The following is a 15,384-nucleotide window of genomic DNA, read 5'->3' as shown; positions in this document are numbered from 1 at the left end:
CCTCACGCTGCGACGGTGGCCGGCCGCAACTGCGGTAGCCGACCGCTGAGCGCGAGCACCACCACCAGCGCCACGATCTGCGCGACCGTGCTGACCGTCTGGATGACGGCGTCGACCGGCGGGAAGTGCTCGAGGTGCCCCGCGTGGAAGATCGTGTGCGGTAGCAGCACGACCAGCCCGGCCAGTCCCGCCACGCGGACGGTCCAGCGGTCGGCGCGCACCGCGCCCGCGACGAGCAGGATCGCCAGCCCGAGGCTCAGCCCGCCGACGTCGCCGACCAGGTGCTCGTTGAAGGGCGGCAGCAGCGAGACGAAGGGGTGGCCGGGCAGCGGGAAGGCGTCGTAGAACCCGCGCGGCCAGAACAGCGCCCACACCCCGACCAGCGACTCGATAGCGCCGAGCAGGCCCAGCAGGACCCGGATCGTGGTCCTCATGCGTGCTGTCTCGTCGTGGCGAGGAAGTCCTCGAAGGTGATCCGACCCTCGGCGTGGGCGGGCGTGAGGTTGCCGCCCGCGCGTAGCCCGCGGCCGATCCCGCCGGGCACCCGCACCGGCAGCAGCGGGCGGCGCTTGCCCCGGGCAGCGAGCCAGACGCTGGCGAGGTCGCGCATCGGACGGACCGCGGGCCCGCCCAGATCGGGTGCGTGGCCTGCGGGCGCCGCTGTGGCCAGCTCGACGAGCCGGGCGGCGACGTCCTGCACGTCGACGGGCTGGAAGCTCGCGCCCGACAGCACCGGCAGCACCGGGAGCTTCGCGCCGTACCGGAAGACCGTGTCGAGCAGGTCGTGGAACTGCGTGGCGCGCTGGATCGTCCACGGCAGCCCCGAGCCGGCCGCGATCTCCTCGGCGGCCAGCTTCTCCTTGTAGTAGCCCATCGGGACCTGGTCGATCCCGACGATCGAGACGTAGACGAGGTGCGGCCGCGTGCCCGCCCGGACCGCGGCGTCGACCAGCCGTTGCGTGGCGGCCACATCGTGGCCGGCCCGGGTGGCCGCGTGCACGATCACGCCAGCGTCGCGGACCGCGGCGTCGAGCCCCGCGCCGGTGTCGAGGTCACCCACGACCCGGCCGGGCCCTTCCCGGCGACTCAGCACCCGCACGGGCGTACCGGCCGCGGCCAGCCGCTCCACCAGCACCCTGCCGAGGGTGCCGGTCCCGCCGGTCACCAGTGTGTCCATGTCGTCCTCCTCCACGGCCCGCAGCGGGCCGTCACCAGGGAGGACCGCGCAGCCGCCGCGAGCGTGACAGCTAGGAGTGTGACGTCGCTCGCACCCCACCCGGAGGGGTGGTGCGCGCCGCGAGGTAACCGAGCTTCTCGGGGTTGACGACGAACCGGACCGTCGCCACCCGCTCATCGACGACCTCGATGCTCGTGACTGCGATGAGCTGTGCCCCGATCCAGGCGAGCACCGCAGGCGCCCCGTTGACGTCGGCGACGGTGACGACGAGACCCTCGGTGCGGCGCAGGCGCAGGACACCGGCGACGAAGCGCGCGACCTCCTCCCGGCCGTGCACCGGGCGGCGCGCGGCGCTGACCTTGCCGCCCCCGTCGCTCCACGCCGTGACGTCGGCGGCGAGCATCGACTCCAGCGCCGGGAGGTCACCGTCGTTGGCGGCCGTGAGGAACCGCTCGACGAGCTGCAGCCACGTCGCGCGGTCCGGCGGTGGCTGCGCGGTGGTGTGCCCGTCGATGTGCTGCCGGGCGCGGCGGTAGAGCTGGCGGCAGTGCGCCTCGTCGAGGTCGAGCACGCCGGCGATGTCGCGGTGGCCGTACCCGAACGCCTCGCGCAGCACGTACACAGCACGCTCGGCCGGGGTGAGCCGCTCCAGCGTGACCAGGAGCGCGAGCGACACCGACTCCCGTTGCTCCGCCGTGTCGAGCGGCCCCAGCTCCTGGGCGTCGGTGGGGACCGGCTCGGGCAGCCACGGCCCGGGATAGGACTCACGACGTGCCCGGGCCGACGTCAGCCGCGTCAGGCACAGCCGGGTGACGACGGTGGCGAGCCACGCCGGTACCGACTCGATCACGGCGCGGTCGGCGCCCGACCAGCGCAACCAGGCGTCCTGCAGCACGTCCTCGGCGTCGTGGGCGGACCCGAGCATGCGATAGGCGAGCCCGAACAGCCGTGGCCGCTGCGGCTCGAAATCGGCGACGGTCGTCACCGCACACACCTTAGGAGCACCGCACACACCTTCTGTGGTGTGTGCGGTGCCCCGGAGGTGGGTGTCAGCTGCAGCCGCTGGTGGAGCCGCAGCCCTCGCACAGGTAGCAGCTGCCCGCGGGACGCATCTTCGTGCCGCACGTCATGCACAGCGGCGCATCGGCGGCCTTGCCCATGCGCAGCTCCAGCAGTTCGGTGGAGCTGCCGACCTCGGCGGGCGCTCGGCTCACCCCGGCCGGGTGCACCGGCGCGGCCTCGACACCCGAGCTGAGCCCCGCCACGTCGACCACCGGGTCGCCGCCGTAGTTCTGCTCGACCTGCGCGGTGCGCTCGTCGGCCGAGAAGATGCCCAGCTGCGCGCGCTTCTCCGCGGGCAGGTGGTCGAGGGCGAGGCGGCGGAACAGGTAGTCGAGCACGCTCGTGGCGATGCGGACGTCGGGGTCGTCGGTCATGCCGGCCGGCTCGAAGCGCAGGTTGGAGAACTTCGAGACGTAGAACTCCAGCGGGATGCCGTACTGCAGGCCAACGGAGATCGACATCGAGAACGCGTCCATGACACCCGACAGCGTGGAGCCCTGCTTGCCCAGCTTCACGAAGATCTCGCCGAGGCCGTCGTCGGGGTAGGAACCGGCGGTGAGGTAGCCCTCGGCGCCGCCGACGGTGAACGAGATCGTCTCGCTCGGCCGCTTCTTGGGCAGCCGCCTGCGCACCGGGCGGGCCTCGACGACCGTGACCTGCTGCTCACCACCACCGGACGACTTCGCCGACTTGCCCGCCGACAGCGGCTGGCCGACCTTGCAGTTGTCGCGGTAGATGGCCAATGCCTTGAGCCCGAGCCGCCAGCCCTCGAGGTAGATCTTCTCGACGTCCTCGACGGTGGCCGTCTCCGGCATGTTGACCGTCTTGGAGATGGCCCCGGACAGGAACGGTTGCACCGCCGCCATCATGCGCACGTGGCCCATGGCGGCGATCACCCGCTCGCCCATGGCGCAGTCGAACACCTCGTAGTGCTCCGGACGCATGCCGGGGGCGTCGACGACGTGACCGTGCTCGGCCACGTGCTCGACGATCGCCTCGACCTGCTCCTGCGAATAGCCGAGCCGGGTGAGTGCCCGCGGAACCGTCTGGTTGACGATCTGCATCGAACCGCCGCCGACGAGCTTCTTGAACTTGACGAGTGCGAGATCCGGTTCGATTCCGGTGGTGTCGCAGTCCATCATCAGCCCGATGGTGTTGTGGCTGATGAATCCGGCGGCGACGTACGTGACGTTGTCCGGGACCGAGAGGTCGAACGTGGGCTGAACGCCGCCGAACACGTTCTCGGCAACCCTTTCGAACGCATAGCCGAGCGCAAACCTGAGCCGGCGGTCGAGGGTCTCCTCGAAAATTCGCAGTGCCGTCGTACGCGACACCCCGCCATTCTTTCGCAGGGAGTTCACCACGACATTGCGACGATCGTGACCGATCGGAATCAGCTCGTCCCAGACCTGCCGGGGAAGATGGATTCGATCGCGATTGCCGCCCTGTGCGGGCTCGAGTTCCGGTATGAGCCCATTCTTGCGGCTGCCGATGAATCCGACGAACTCATCGAAGCCGAGCGAGTGGTCGAGGTTGCGGAGGCGGACCTGGAAGATCGGTCCGCCGAACCCGCTGACCGTCTCCCTGGTGGTGGTGGGCAGCCGCAGGGCCAGCAGGAGGGTGCGGATCTCGGCGGCGAACGATGCGGAAGCGGTCGACACCGAGGGCACCCCCTCGAGAACGGTGCCGGCTGCCTCGAAGAGCCCCCGCAGGAACGCGGCGTAGACCTCGGCGTCGTTGGTTTCGAGTACCGCGGCGGGCACGTGCGGTGTCCACCCGTTGCCCTCGGGTTCCGGGTTGGGGCGCCGCCTCGCGAATCCCGCGGCCTCCCACCACCTGCCCAGCCGGACCGAGTGGAGTGCGACCTCCTGGTAGCCCTCGGCCTGCGTGACCGTGGCTTCGAGGCCGAACAGCTGCTTGCCGAGGATGCGGAGACGTTCGGTGACATCGAGGTCATCGTCGGTCACGCAGAACCGCAGGCCCTTGGCGTGCAGACTGCCGTCGCCCATGAAGTAGCCGACGAGCTCGGCCAGGTCGGCATCGACCGCGTCAGGGACGACCAACCGGGTGTCGGACGTGTAGTAGGCCTGGTCGAGCACCGGGAGCGGCACGGTGCGCAGCCCGCCGACGAACGAACCCATCTGCAGGGGTACGACATCGCCGGGAGCGACGTCGGCCAGCCGCCGCCACACCCACTCCCCAGTGAATGCGTCCACGACCTTGACGCGGTGCGTGAACGTGCCCTGGATCGTGTAGCCGCCTTCCGTCACGATCCGCCGGGTCGGTTCCTCGCCGTTCACAAAGAACTGCGTGGCCTGCTTCGGACCCTCATCCGTCGACACCGCCATGTCGAGCTGCTGCCAGCGGTCGCCGTAGGCGTCGCCGATCTCACCCAACCGGGCCAGCCCCCGGTCGGTGGCGACCAGAGTGTCGCCGGTGAGGCAACCGGTGGGCGCGAGCACCGAAGCCTGCGAATTGCGCCACCCGTTCTTCGCGCCGATGGCGAGGTTGTCACGCCAGGCCGCGGTGGCCAGTTTGTGGATGGCCGTGCTCGCCGGCAATGTGCGGACGTCGTCATTCGCTGCGGCGTGCTTGCGCATCACCCGCTGGTGCGACTCCGCGTTGCGCGCGTAGCCCTCGTAGGGCCCCACGACACCGGCCAACTCGGCCGAGCGCTTGTAGGACGCGCCCGTCATCAACGAGGTGATGGACGCCGCGACCGCGCGGCCCCCTTCGGAGTCGTAGGCGTGCCCGGTGGCCATCAGCAGCGCGCCGAGGTTGGCGTAGCCGATGCCCAGCTGGCGGAACTTGCGGGTGGTGTCCCCGATCGGCTCCGTGGGGAAGTCGGCGAAGCTGATGGAGATGTCCATCGCTGTGATGACGAGCTCCACAGAACGTTGAAAACGGGCCGCGTCGAACTGCCCGGAATCGTCCAGGAAGGTGAGCAGGTTCAGCGACGCGAGATTGCAGCTCGAATTATCCAAATGCATGTATTCACTGCACGGATTGGATGCGCTGATGCGTCCGGACTCCGGGCAGGTGTGCCAGTCGTTGATCGTGCCGTCGTACTGGATCCCCGGGTCGGCACACGCCCAGGCAGCCTGGGCGATGGTGCGGAACAGCTTCTTCGCACCGACCTTCTCGATGACCTCACCGGTCATCCGGGCGCGCAGCCCGAAATCGGTGTCGGCCTCGACGGCTTGCATGAACTCGTCGGTGACGCGCACCGAGTTGTTGGCGTTCTGGTACTGCACCGACGTGATGTCGGAACCGCCGAGGTCCATGTCGAACCCGGCATCGCGCAGCACCCGGATCTTGGCCTCTTCCCGGGCCTTGGTCTCGACGAACTCCTCGATGTCGGGGTGGTCGACGTCGAGCACCACCATCTTCGCCGCGCGGCGGGTGGCACCGCCGGACTTGATGGTGCCCGCGCTGGCGTCGGCGCCGCGCATGAACGACACCGGCCCCGAGGCGGTGCCGCCGGAGGAGAGCAGCTCCTTGGACGAGCGGATGCGGCTCAGGTTCAAACCGGCGCCGGAGCCGCCCTTGAAGATCAGGCCCTCCTCGCGGTACCAGTTGAGGATCGACTCCATCGTGTCGTCGACGGCCAGGATGAAGCAGTTGTGCACACGTAGACCGCCGGCAAGGAACTCACCCGACTCGGTCTGGATGTCGTAGACCGCACGCTCGCCGAGCCGCTCGATACGGTCGATCTGAAGGCTCTTGACGGCGCGAGCCGGCCGACCGGCCAGGTCGAACGATGCCTCCAGCTGGGCCGCCTTGGCCGGGTCGATGAAACCGATCTCGTCGGCGAACATCCGCCGATCCCCGGCGTCCTGGATGCGGATGCCCCAGATGTCGTGCCGATCGGGGCGCGGGTCCACCTTGTGACCGACGCGGGCGAAGATCCCGAATCGTCCCAGCAGCGCCTGCACGCCACGGATCAGCTGCTCGCCGATCATGTCCATGCCGACGAGAGTGGAGCGTTCCCGGCGGGATACGTAGCCCTCCGCCTGGAAGAGGCTCCGCAGGTAGCAGGCAACGACCGGCAGGGGTGCGGTGAACAAGTGCGGGGGCACGACCATCTCGGTGCCGCGAGCGAGCAGGCCCCAGCGCTCGACGAAATCCGACAGTGCGGCGCCGTACAGGCGAGTTCGCCGACAGTCGAGGCTCTCGTCCTGTGTGACGACGCAACGCTGATGCCGATGCACGTCCGGGAAAACCGCGTCCAGCGTGACCGTGACCCAGTCGAGCTCCGCGGGCGTGACGGTCATCGCCTCGATCGTGAGCGATCGGTTCGTCCCGGTGTCGTACTTGCCGACGAATCCGTCGGATTGGAGCCATCCCGCGAGCCCGGCCTCCGCGAGCTGCGCGACCTCGATCACGGATTCTCCGAACGAATGCGTTCGGTGCCATTCGACGGAGTCACCGGGCTGCAACGTGCCGGCCTCGACCCACCGGCCCGAGCCGCTGCCCGTGCTCTTCCAGACGACGTGGTCGGGCGTGACGTCGAGCGTGTGCCCCGATTTCGTGTGCAGCCTGAGCACCTCGCGAACGCCATTGGCCTTTGTCGCGACGACGCTCGTGAGCCCGTGCGCATCGAACACCTTGGTGCCGACGGCGTCGGTGTCGACCAACTCGCCGATGGGCCGCAACCCGGCCGGAGTGCTGACCAGCGACTCATAGGGAAGGCAGGCGCTGACCTGCTGCGGGGACTGGGTTCCGACGTTGAACCACACCGGGGAGTTGAAGCTGAAGACCTGGTGCAGCAGCATCCAGGTGAGCTCGTGGGCGAACACCTCGGCGTCGGCGTCGGTGGCGAAGTAGCCGTGCTCGACCCCCGCGCGGTGGTAGACGGTGACCACCCGGTCGATCAGCGCACGCAGGCTCGACTCGCGCGTGGCAGACCCGACGGCGCCGCGGAAGTACTTGCTCGTGACGATGTTGGTGGCGTTGATCGACCAGAAGTCGGGGAACTCGACGCCGCGCTGCTCGAAGTTGACCGTGCCGTCACGCCAGTTGGTCATGATGACGTCGCGGCGCTCCCACGTGACCTCGTCGTAGGGGTGCACACCGGCGGTGGTGTGGATCCGCTCGACGGTGAGGCCGGGGACACGTGCCGGCTTGGCAGCCGGCTTCTTCCCGCGCCCCGATGTGGTTTCGGCGGTGTCGGCCATGCTGTTCCTCTCCTCCGGTACCGGCGAGCGGTCGGCAGCGGGTTCGGTCGGCGGATTCAGTCGGCGGGAGTACCGGCTTCGGCGGGACCTCGCAGGTCGGCGATCTCCTTCTCGAAGTCCTCTATCGAGGAGAACGAGCGATAGACGCTCGCGAAGCGCAGGTACGCGACCTCGTCGAGCTCACGCAGCGGGCCGAGGATCGCGAGACCGACCTCATGGCTCGGGATCTCGGCCGTGCCGCCGGCGCGGACGGCCTCCTCGACGCGGGCGGCCAGCAATGCCAGCGCGTCCTCGTCGACGGGGCGGCCCTGGCAGGCGCGACGAACACCCTTGACGACCTTGTCGCGGCTGAACGGCTCGGTGACGCCGCTGCGCTTGACGACTGCGAGCACGGCCTCCTCGACCGTGGTGAACCGTCGCCCACAGGCGACGCAGGAGCGCCTGCGGCGGGTGGCCTGGCCGTCGTCGACCTCGCGCGAGTCGATGACACGGCAGTCCGAGTGGCGGCAGAACGGGCAGCGCATCGGCTCGGATCCCCTCCGGAAGCGGGCGAGGGCAGGTGCGCAGTGCCCACCTCGAGCACGACCCCACCTGTTGACGAACAACACCAGTGTAGCCACAACATGTAGGGGCCGAGGAACCACGTGGCCCGATCGGCGCGTCGCTGTACCCGATCGGGCGCGGCGCACGCACAGCGTCAGCCGCCGGCACCTCGAGCACCTGGCCGGGGTGCAGTTCGACCGACCCGAGCGAGTTGGCGGTGACGATGTGCTCGGCGACGGCTGCGAGCGCCGGGCCCTGCGCACCCGGAGCGACCCGGACGGCGAGATCCCACACCGTGCCCGGGGTGCGGACCGTGACCCGCAGCGACTCCCCGGCGGCCGCGGCCGGTGCGTCGACGACCGAGAATGCCGCCGGCGCGGTGTCGACCCCGCCGCGTACCTGCGCGGTGGCGCCGGCGAGGAGCCCGAGCCCCACGACAACGGCCGCCGTGACCAGGCCGACCGCGACGCCCGCGACGATGCGGCGCACCCGCACCACCGCGCGCGATGGTGCGGTGGCGGCGCGTGCGAGCACGCGCTGACGCAGCGGGCGGGCCGGAGCGGCGCACGCCGGCTGGACAACGCGGAGCGGGCGCTCCAGCTGCGGGGGGCGAACCGCGACCGCGACCGCCTCCGGACGGACCGGGCGGGGACGGCTGGACCGGCGCGCACCCGCACGCTCGAGGCCGCGGCCGCCCGCACCTCCGGGACCACCCGCCGGTCCGGCGGAGCGGCGGGCGCCGACACGCGCGCGCACCACGCCGAAATCCGGGGTGCAGAGTTGCCCTTCCGCCACACCGCTCGCCTTCATCTGCTCGCGCATCCCGCCGCTCCGATTCTCCGAGGTCCGCCTGTTCGACTCAAACAGGCGTTCGAACGAACGTCTGTGCGATGTCTACCATCGAGCACCGACAGAATCGAGAAATGGACGCGTGTCGTTCGAACATGTGTTTGGCGAACGACCGGATCGGGGCTACCGTTCGTCGCGACGGCGGTGGCCCGCCCGATCGAGGAGCCCCTGCATCGCGTGCCGGCAACGGCAGCGGCGACGCCTGCTCGACCGGATCGGGCCGATCGCACCGAGCAGTACCCCGAGGAGGAACGACGACATGGCACGGGACGAGCCCGGCACCGGGGCCGACGCTGCGGGCGCGGTGACGGCGGTGAAGGTCAGCACGTTTCCCGATCCCCCCACCGAGCCTGAGCGGCTGACCCCTCGCCAGCGCAAGGTGCTGGAGGTCATCCGCGACTGGGTCGAGCGCTTCGGCTACCCGCCGAGCGTCCGAGAGATCGGCGATGCGGTCGGTCTCACGTCCACATCGTCGGTGCACCACCAGCTCCGCACCCTGGAGAAGAAGGGGTACCTGCGCCGCGACCCCAACCGCACCCGCGCTGTCGACGTGCGGGGTCCCGACGAACTGGCGGGGTCCGACGACACCGATGCCACCGGCTCGGCAGAGGCGCGCCCGGCTCCCGCGTACGTGCCCCTGCTGGGCAACATCGCCGCCGGTGGCCCGATCCTTGCCGAGCAGGCGGTGGAGAGCATCTTCCCGCTCCCCCGCGAGATCGTCGGCGAGGGCACGCTGTTCCTGCTCAACGTGCGGGGCGATTCGATGATCGAGGCTGCCATCACCGATGGCGACTGGGTCGTGGTGCGCCAGCAGCCGGTGGCGGAGAACGGCGAGATCGTCGCCGCGATGATCGATGGCGAGGCCACCGTCAAGACGTTCAAGCGCCGCGACGGGCACAACTGGCTGATGCCCGCCAACCCCGCCTACGAGCCCATCCCCGGTGATGACGCCACGGTCCTGGGTCGCGTGGTGGCGGTGCTGCGGCGCCTCTGACCGGGCGGTGAGCGCTCAGCGCCGCCTGCGCACGCTCATGGCCACGCCGGTGGCCATGAGCACGACGACGAGAGCGGCGCCGCCGACCACACCCGGAACCCACTCGGGCGTGGTGGCGGCCTCCGGAGCGCTCGGGGATCCCGTTGCGGCGGGTGCCGCGTGCCGGCGGGCCGCCGGCACGAGCCCGGACGCACCGGTCACCGCACGGATCTGACCGGACACCCCGCCACGGGTCTCCGAACCGGAGAGCAGCGTGCCGTCGGACGTGAAGGCGATCGCCTCGCCCTGCGGCTCGTCGGGCAGTGGCACCTGCACGGGCTCGCCGGTCAGCGCGGCCACCGGATCGCCATCTGGAGCGGGGAAGAGCCACGCGTCGGTGTAGGTGCGCACCGCCACCACCGAGCCGTCCGCCGTCGACGCGGCGCCCGTGACCAGGCGCGAGCCGAACCCGCCCACCGGTCCACCCACCGTCTGCGACGAGGGCGGTGCCAGCGCGCCGACGCGCACCAGCGGTGTCGGACCGGACCCTTCCGGTGGAGCCGCGGTACGGTAGATCCCGATCGACACGCCGAAGTCCTTGACGATCACCACCGGCCTGCCCTGGCGGTCGACGAGCAGCGCCTCGGCGTCGTGAGGACCGTCCGGGTAGCTCAGGCGGTGCAGCTGCGCGGCCCCGGTCGCGGGCATCACGACCACGGCGACGGTGTCACGCTTGCGGTCGTTGTCGCCGGTGTCCGACACCCACAGCGCCCCGTCCGGCCCGATGGCGAGGTCCTCCGGGTCGTAGGGGTCCAGCGGCGCCGTCCGCGTCTGGACGATCGAGCACTCCGGTCCGGAGACATCGAGCCGGTACACCGTGACCCGGCTGCCGCCGTCGGCCATCGCCCAGATCGCGTCGCCGTCGACGACCAGGCCCGAGAGCTCCTCGAGCCGGGGATCGTCGACGGTGCAGCGCGCCGGCGGAACGGGCGCCGGTGGATCGGGAGTCGGCGCTGGCGTCAGCCCGGCGGTCACCGCCAGCGCGAGCACGCCCGCCACGAGCACGGGGATCACTGCCCCCTGGCCGAAGGCCCCCTGGATCAGTGGGACGTGCCGTTCGTGCCGGCCAGCGCGTAGGGCAGCACGGCGGTGGCCAGCTCCGGGCCGACGCGAGCGTGCAGCCGGGTGCCGTCGGGGGTGTGCTCCTCGGCGAGGACGTCACCCTCGGAGTGGATGCGCGCCACCAGCGAGCCGTCGGCGTAGGGCACGAGCAGCTCGACGTCGACGTCGAGCTGCGGGAGCAGCTCGGCGATCCGCGTGCGCAACCGCTCGACACCATCGCCGCGCTGGGCGGAGATGAACACGGCATCGGGCAGCAGGTGGCGCAGCCTGGCCAGTGCCAGGTCGCCCGCCGCGTCGGTCTTGTTGACGACGAGCAGCTCGCGCGGCATCTTGCCGTGGCGCTCCTCGCCGATCTCGACCAGCACCGTGCGCACCGCCTTGATCTGATCCTCCGGCAGGGAGTCGGAGGCGTCGACGACGTGCACCAGCAGGTCGGCGTCGGCCGTCTCCTCCAGCGTGGAGCGGAACGCCTCCACGAGCTGGTGGGGCAGGTGGCGCACGAACCCGACGGTGTCGGTGAGCGTGTAGGTGCGGCCGTCGGCGGTGGTGGTCTTGCGCGTGGTGGGGTCGAGGGTGGCGAACAGCGCGTCCTCGACGAGCACTCCCGCTCCGGTGAGCGCGTTGAGCAGGCTCGACTTGCCGGCGTTGGTGTAGCCGACGATGGCGACCGACGGCACCTCGTTGCGGCGACGCGAACCGCGCTGCGTCTCCCGCACCTGCTTCATCGCGGTGATCTCGCGACGCAGCTTGGACATGCGGGTGCGGATGCGGCGGCGGTCCAGCTCGATCTTCGTCTCACCGGGGCCACGGCCACCGATGCCGACGCCGCCCGCGGCGCGGCCGCCGACCTGGCGCGAGAGCGCCTCACCCCAGCCGCGCAGGCGCGGGAGGAGGTAGGACAGCTGCGCCAGCTCGACCTGGGCCTTGCCGTCGCGCGACTGCGCGTGCTGGGCGAAGATGTCGAGGATCAGCGCGGTGCGGTCGATGACCTTGACCTTGAGCTTCTCCTCGAGCTGGCGCAGCTGGCCGGGTGAGAGCTCGCCGTCGCAGATCACGGTGTCGGCGCCGGTGGACTGCACGACGTCGCGCAGCTCGTCGACCTTGCCGGAGCCGATGAAGGTGGCGGGGTCGGGGCGCGGACGGCGCTGCATCAGGCCGTCGAGAACCTCGGAGCCGGCCGTTTCGGCGAGGCGGGCGAGCTCGGTCATCGAGGCCTTCGCCTGCTCGGCGGTGCCCTCGGTCCACACCCCGACGAGTACGACGCGCTCGAGGCGCAACTGCCGGTACTCGACCTCGGTGATGTCGGTGAGCTCGGTGGAGAGGCCGACGATGCGCCGCAGCGACGAGCGCTCCTCGAGCTCGAAGTCACCGCGCGTGGGCGCGGCGTCGGCGGCAGCGCGGCGCGGGTCGGGGCCGGAGGTGGACGGGAAAGGTTCAGTCATCGTGGTGTTCATGCTCCCACGTCAACGCTGAGCTGTCCGGTTTGTTTCCCCGCCTGTCGGTCAGGAGGGCGCGCCGCCGTGTTCCTAGGCCGCGTCCCACCAGGCTCGGGAGAGCTCCCCGTGCGCCACGAGGACGGCGGGGCCGTGCAGCCAGGTGGTGGTCTCGTCGACCGTCACGCGCAACCGGCCGCCCGGCACCTGCACCCCGACGGTGCCGGTGGCGCGACCGGCCTGGCGCAGCGCCGCCACCACCGCGGCCACGGTGCCGGTGCCGCACGACCGCGTCTCGCCGACGCCCCGCTCGTGCACGCGCATCGTGGTCTCGGTGCCGTCGCCGAGCGGGGCGATGAACTCGACGTTGACCCCGTGCGGGAACAGCGCCGGGTCGTGGCCGGGCGGGCGCGTCAGGTCCAACCCGCTGATCGCGACGTCGGTGACGCACGCCAGGTGCGGGTTGCCGACGTCGACGGCGATGCCGGGGAACGCGCTGCCGTCGATGCTCGCGGTGCTGCTCTCGCCGACGCGCGCGGGGCCCATGTCCACCGACACCTCGCCACCGGCGGCGTCGCCACCGGCGAACCGGATGCCCTTGACCCCGGCGCGCGTGCCGATCGCGAGCTCGCCGCCCGCGTGCAGCCCGGCGTGGGCGAGGTAGCGGCCGAAGACGCGCACGCCGTTGCCGCACATCTCGGCGATGCTGCCGTCGGCGTTGCGGTAGTCCATGAACCACTCGATGCCCGGCTCCGGAGCGGGCCCGGCGCCCAGCGCAGCCCAGCGCACCACGCGCAGCACGCCGTCGGCGCCGAGACCACGGCGCCGATCGCACAGCGCGGCGACCCGGGAGGGCGTCAGGTCGAGCACGCCGTCGGGGTCGGGGAGCACGACGAAGTCGTTCTCGGTGCCATGGCCCTTGCTGAACTGCACGTCACGAGCGTACGTGGTGGTCGATCACGGCCCGGGCGCGGCCGAGCAGGTCGGGCTCGGAAGCGTCGAGCCAGTGGATGCGCTTGTCGCGGCGGTGCCAGGACCGCTGCCGGCGCACGAACCGCCGGGTGGCCAGCACCGTGTCGACCGCGGTCCGGTCCAGGTCGCCGTCACCGTCGAGTGCCGCCACGACCTGCTGGTAGCCCAGTGCCCGCGCCGCGGTGACCCCGGTGCGCAGCCCGCGCTCCAGCAGCCCGCGGGTCTCGTCGACGAGCCCGGCCGCGAACATGCGGGCCACGCGACGGGCGATGCGCACGTCCAGGTCGGCGTTGGGCCGCTCGACGCCGATCAGCACGGCGTCGTAGCGCGGCGCGACGGCCTCCGGGAGGCGGGCCGGGTAGGGCCGCCCGGTCAGCGCGATCACCTCCAGCGCGCGGACGATCCGCCGCCCGTTGCTGGGCAGCATCACCTGCGCGGCGGCGGGGTCGACGGCGGCGAGCCGCGCGTGCAGGGCCCCGGAGCCGGCGGCCGCGAGCTCGGCCTCCAGCTCGGCCCGCAGCGCGGGGTCGGTGCCGGGGAACTCCAGCTCGTCCACGACGGACTGCACGTACAGCCCCGAGCCGCCGACCAGCACCGGGGTGCGCCCGGCCGCCCGCACCGCCTCGATCGCGGCCCGGGCCGCGGACTGGTAGTGCGCCACCGACGCCGTCTCGGTGACGTCGAGCACGTCGAGCAGGTGGTGGGGCACGCCGCGCCGCTCCGAGACCCCCAGCTTGGCGGTACCCACGTCGAGCCCGCGGTAGAGCTGCATCGCGTCGGCGTTGATCACCTCGCCGTCCCGCTCCGCGGCCAGCGCGAGCCCGAGATCGGACTTGCCGGTGGCCGTCGGCCCGCAGACGACGATCAGCGGTTCGGGCACGGCGTCCACTCCGCCACGTGGTAGGCCACGCCGAACGGCAGCGACGAGTGCAGCAGCTCGCCCTGCCAGGCTCCCCCGTCGACACCGCACGTGGCAGCGGAGGCGAGCACCTGCCACGGCGCCCGTCCGGAGGCGAGCAGTGCCGACGCCAGCTCCGGGTCCAGTGCGGCGAGCCCCGCCGGGTCGGCGTCGCGCAGTGCCGCGGCCACCGCGACGTCGAACGGTCCGGCGCGCTCGTCGAGGTAGCCGGGCGCCTTCGCGGTGTGCGTGGCGGCGCCGTCGCCGACGACGAGCAGCCCGACCGGCTCCGGACGGGCGGCGCACTCGGCGGCCAGCGCGGCACCGAGCGCGGCGCAGTCGGCGGCAGCCGCGTCGGGCGCGACCAGCTCGCCCCGCAGCCGGGCGCCGGGCGCCACCTGCGCGGCCAGCCAGCCGGCGATCAGCAGCGGCAGCGGCAGGTCGCGGTCGACCGGCCCGTCCGCCGCCGTCCCGAGCCCGACCACGAGGTCGGCGCCGAAGCCGATGAAGCTGCCCCGAGTGCCTGGTCCGATCGTGGCGCGCCCACCGGCGTCGGCCCCGACCACGATCCACTCCGATGTCGCGGCGCGCAGCCGCGACACCGCATCGATACAGGCGGCACGCAGGTCGGCGGTCTCGGCCGTCGCACCCGTGGCCAGCTGGGGAACGAGCAGCGGCGGCTCGGGGACGACGACAACACGCGACAGCACGGTCACGAGGTTATCCGCGCGACGATTCCGCCCCCGCACAGGCGCGACTCGTCGCCCCGGAGGTGCCGCTGGCGAAGGAGTGCCCTTCAGGGGCGTTCCGATCCGGCCGCTGAGCTGTTTGAATCGCCGGGCGGCCTGATCTCCGATGATCGGAGGCCGCTGTGCACGGCCCCGCCTTCGGGCGGGGCGTCCATCGCTCGCGATGGACCGGACCGCAAGGAGGACACGGTGTCGGAGCAGACGACGGAGCAGCAGCGATCGGACTCGGGAACCAGCGGAGAGGCGGCCGCCGTGCCGCAGCCCCGCATCGACCAACCCGAATCGAGTGCGGCGCAGCAACCCTCACCCGCAGCACCCGCCGAGCAGCCCACCGGCGCCGCCGCCGATGTCGCTGGACAGGAGTCCTCCCCCACGTCCCCGGAAGCCGCAACCCCGGACAGCGCAGCCCCGGACGCACCCGCCGCGCCG

12 protein-coding genes are annotated in these 15,384 nt (G+C 71.7%); 2 read left to right on the top strand and 10 right to left on the bottom strand.

Annotation, left to right across the window (positions count from 1 at the left end):
• Positions 1-2 precede the first annotated feature (2 nt).
• The 5 genes from ACFPFQ_RS19300 to nrdR all read right to left on the bottom strand — a co-directional run bounded on the left by ACFPFQ_RS19300 (position 3) and on the right by nrdR (position 7,940).
• On the bottom strand, positions 3-434 hold the full coding sequence (locus ACFPFQ_RS19300; protein ID WP_379620673.1) for a hypothetical protein: 432 nt from the start codon (positions 432-434) through the stop codon (positions 3-5).
• Positions 431-1,177 (bottom strand): SDR family oxidoreductase, encoded by a 747-nt coding sequence (locus ACFPFQ_RS19295; protein ID WP_379620671.1) that lies wholly within the window; start codon positions 1,175-1,177, stop codon positions 431-433. The genes ACFPFQ_RS19300 and ACFPFQ_RS19295 overlap by 4 nt, the downstream gene beginning before the upstream one ends.
• A gap of 70 nt (positions 1,178-1,247) precedes the next feature.
• Positions 1,248-2,162: an RNA polymerase sigma-70 factor gene (locus ACFPFQ_RS19290; RefSeq protein WP_379620669.1), complete on the bottom strand. Its 915-nt coding sequence runs from the start codon at positions 2,160-2,162 to the stop codon at positions 1,248-1,250.
• Between the two features lie 64 nt (positions 2,163-2,226).
• Positions 2,227-7,416, bottom strand: a complete 5,190-nt coding sequence (locus ACFPFQ_RS19285) for an adenosylcobalamin-dependent ribonucleoside-diphosphate reductase (protein WP_379620667.1) — start codon at positions 7,414-7,416, stop codon at positions 2,227-2,229.
• A gap of 56 nt (positions 7,417-7,472) precedes the next feature.
• On the bottom strand, positions 7,473-7,940 hold the full coding sequence (gene nrdR / locus ACFPFQ_RS19280) for a transcriptional regulator NrdR (protein WP_379620665.1): 468 nt from the start codon (positions 7,938-7,940) through the stop codon (positions 7,473-7,475).
• Between the two features lie 323 nt (positions 7,941-8,263).
• Here nrdR and ACFPFQ_RS19275 point away from each other — a divergent pair, with 323 nt between their 5' ends.
• Together ACFPFQ_RS19275 and lexA are read left to right on the top strand one after the other, a co-directional pair.
• Positions 8,264-8,500: a hypothetical protein gene (locus ACFPFQ_RS19275; protein ID WP_379620663.1), complete on the top strand. Its 237-nt coding sequence runs from the start codon at positions 8,264-8,266 to the stop codon at positions 8,498-8,500.
• A 567-nt stretch (positions 8,501-9,067) separates the two neighbouring features.
• On the top strand, positions 9,068-9,802 hold the full coding sequence (gene lexA, locus ACFPFQ_RS19270; RefSeq protein WP_379620661.1) for a transcriptional repressor LexA: 735 nt from the start codon (positions 9,068-9,070) through the stop codon (positions 9,800-9,802).
• Positions 9,803-9,817: 15 nt separating this feature from the next.
• Here the strand turns inward: lexA and ACFPFQ_RS19265 are convergent, their stop codons facing one another.
• From ACFPFQ_RS19265 to ACFPFQ_RS19245, 5 genes are all read right to left on the bottom strand, one after another.
• Positions 9,818-10,855 (bottom strand): hypothetical protein, encoded by a 1,038-nt coding sequence (locus tag ACFPFQ_RS19265; protein ID WP_379620659.1) that lies wholly within the window; start codon positions 10,853-10,855, stop codon positions 9,818-9,820.
• A 26-nt stretch (positions 10,856-10,881) separates the two neighbouring features.
• Positions 10,882-12,345, bottom strand: coding sequence for a GTPase HflX (hflX, locus tag ACFPFQ_RS19260; RefSeq protein ID WP_379620657.1), 1,464 nt, complete (start codon positions 12,343-12,345; stop codon positions 10,882-10,884).
• Positions 12,346-12,429: 84 nt separating this feature from the next.
• Entirely contained in the window at positions 12,430-13,269 is an 840-nt protein-coding gene (gene dapF / locus ACFPFQ_RS19255; RefSeq protein WP_379620655.1) for a diaminopimelate epimerase, read from the bottom strand.
• A gap of 1 nt (position 13,270) precedes the next feature.
• Complete coding sequence (miaA, locus tag ACFPFQ_RS19250) at positions 13,271-14,197, bottom strand: tRNA (adenosine(37)-N6)-dimethylallyltransferase MiaA (protein ID WP_379620653.1); 927 nt, start codon at positions 14,195-14,197, stop codon at positions 13,271-13,273.
• Positions 14,173-14,922, bottom strand: coding sequence for a hypothetical protein (locus ACFPFQ_RS19245; protein WP_379620651.1), 750 nt, complete (start codon positions 14,920-14,922; stop codon positions 14,173-14,175). Before ACFPFQ_RS19245 ends, miaA begins: the two co-directional genes overlap by 25 nt.
• Positions 14,923-15,384: the final 462 nt, after the last annotated feature.

Source organism: Pseudonocardia sp. GCM10023141, assembly GCF_042653605.1.
The sequence above is the reverse complement of the archived record's forward strand: the minus strand, read 5'-3'. Positions and strand labels throughout refer to the sequence as shown.

Coding starts and splice junctions, on each gene's coding strand:
- ACFPFQ_RS19300 (WP_379620673.1), bottom strand. CDS start 434: ATGAGGACCACGATCCGGGTCCTGCTGGGCCTGCTCGGCGCTATCGAG.
- ACFPFQ_RS19295 (WP_379620671.1), bottom strand. CDS start 1,177: ATGGACACACTGGTGACCGGCGGGACCGGCACCCTCGGCAGGGTGCTG.
- hflX (WP_379620657.1), bottom strand. CDS start 12,345: ATGACTGAACCTTTCCCGTCCACCTCCGGCCCCGACCCGCGCCGCGCT.
- lexA (WP_379620661.1), top strand. CDS start 9,068: ATGGCACGGGACGAGCCCGGCACCGGGGCCGACGCTGCGGGCGCGGTG.
- nrdR (WP_379620665.1), bottom strand. CDS start 7,940: ATGCGCTGCCCGTTCTGCCGCCACTCGGACTGCCGTGTCATCGACTCG.
- ACFPFQ_RS19285 (WP_379620667.1), bottom strand. CDS start 7,416: ATGGCCGACACCGCCGAAACCACATCGGGGCGCGGGAAGAAGCCGGCT.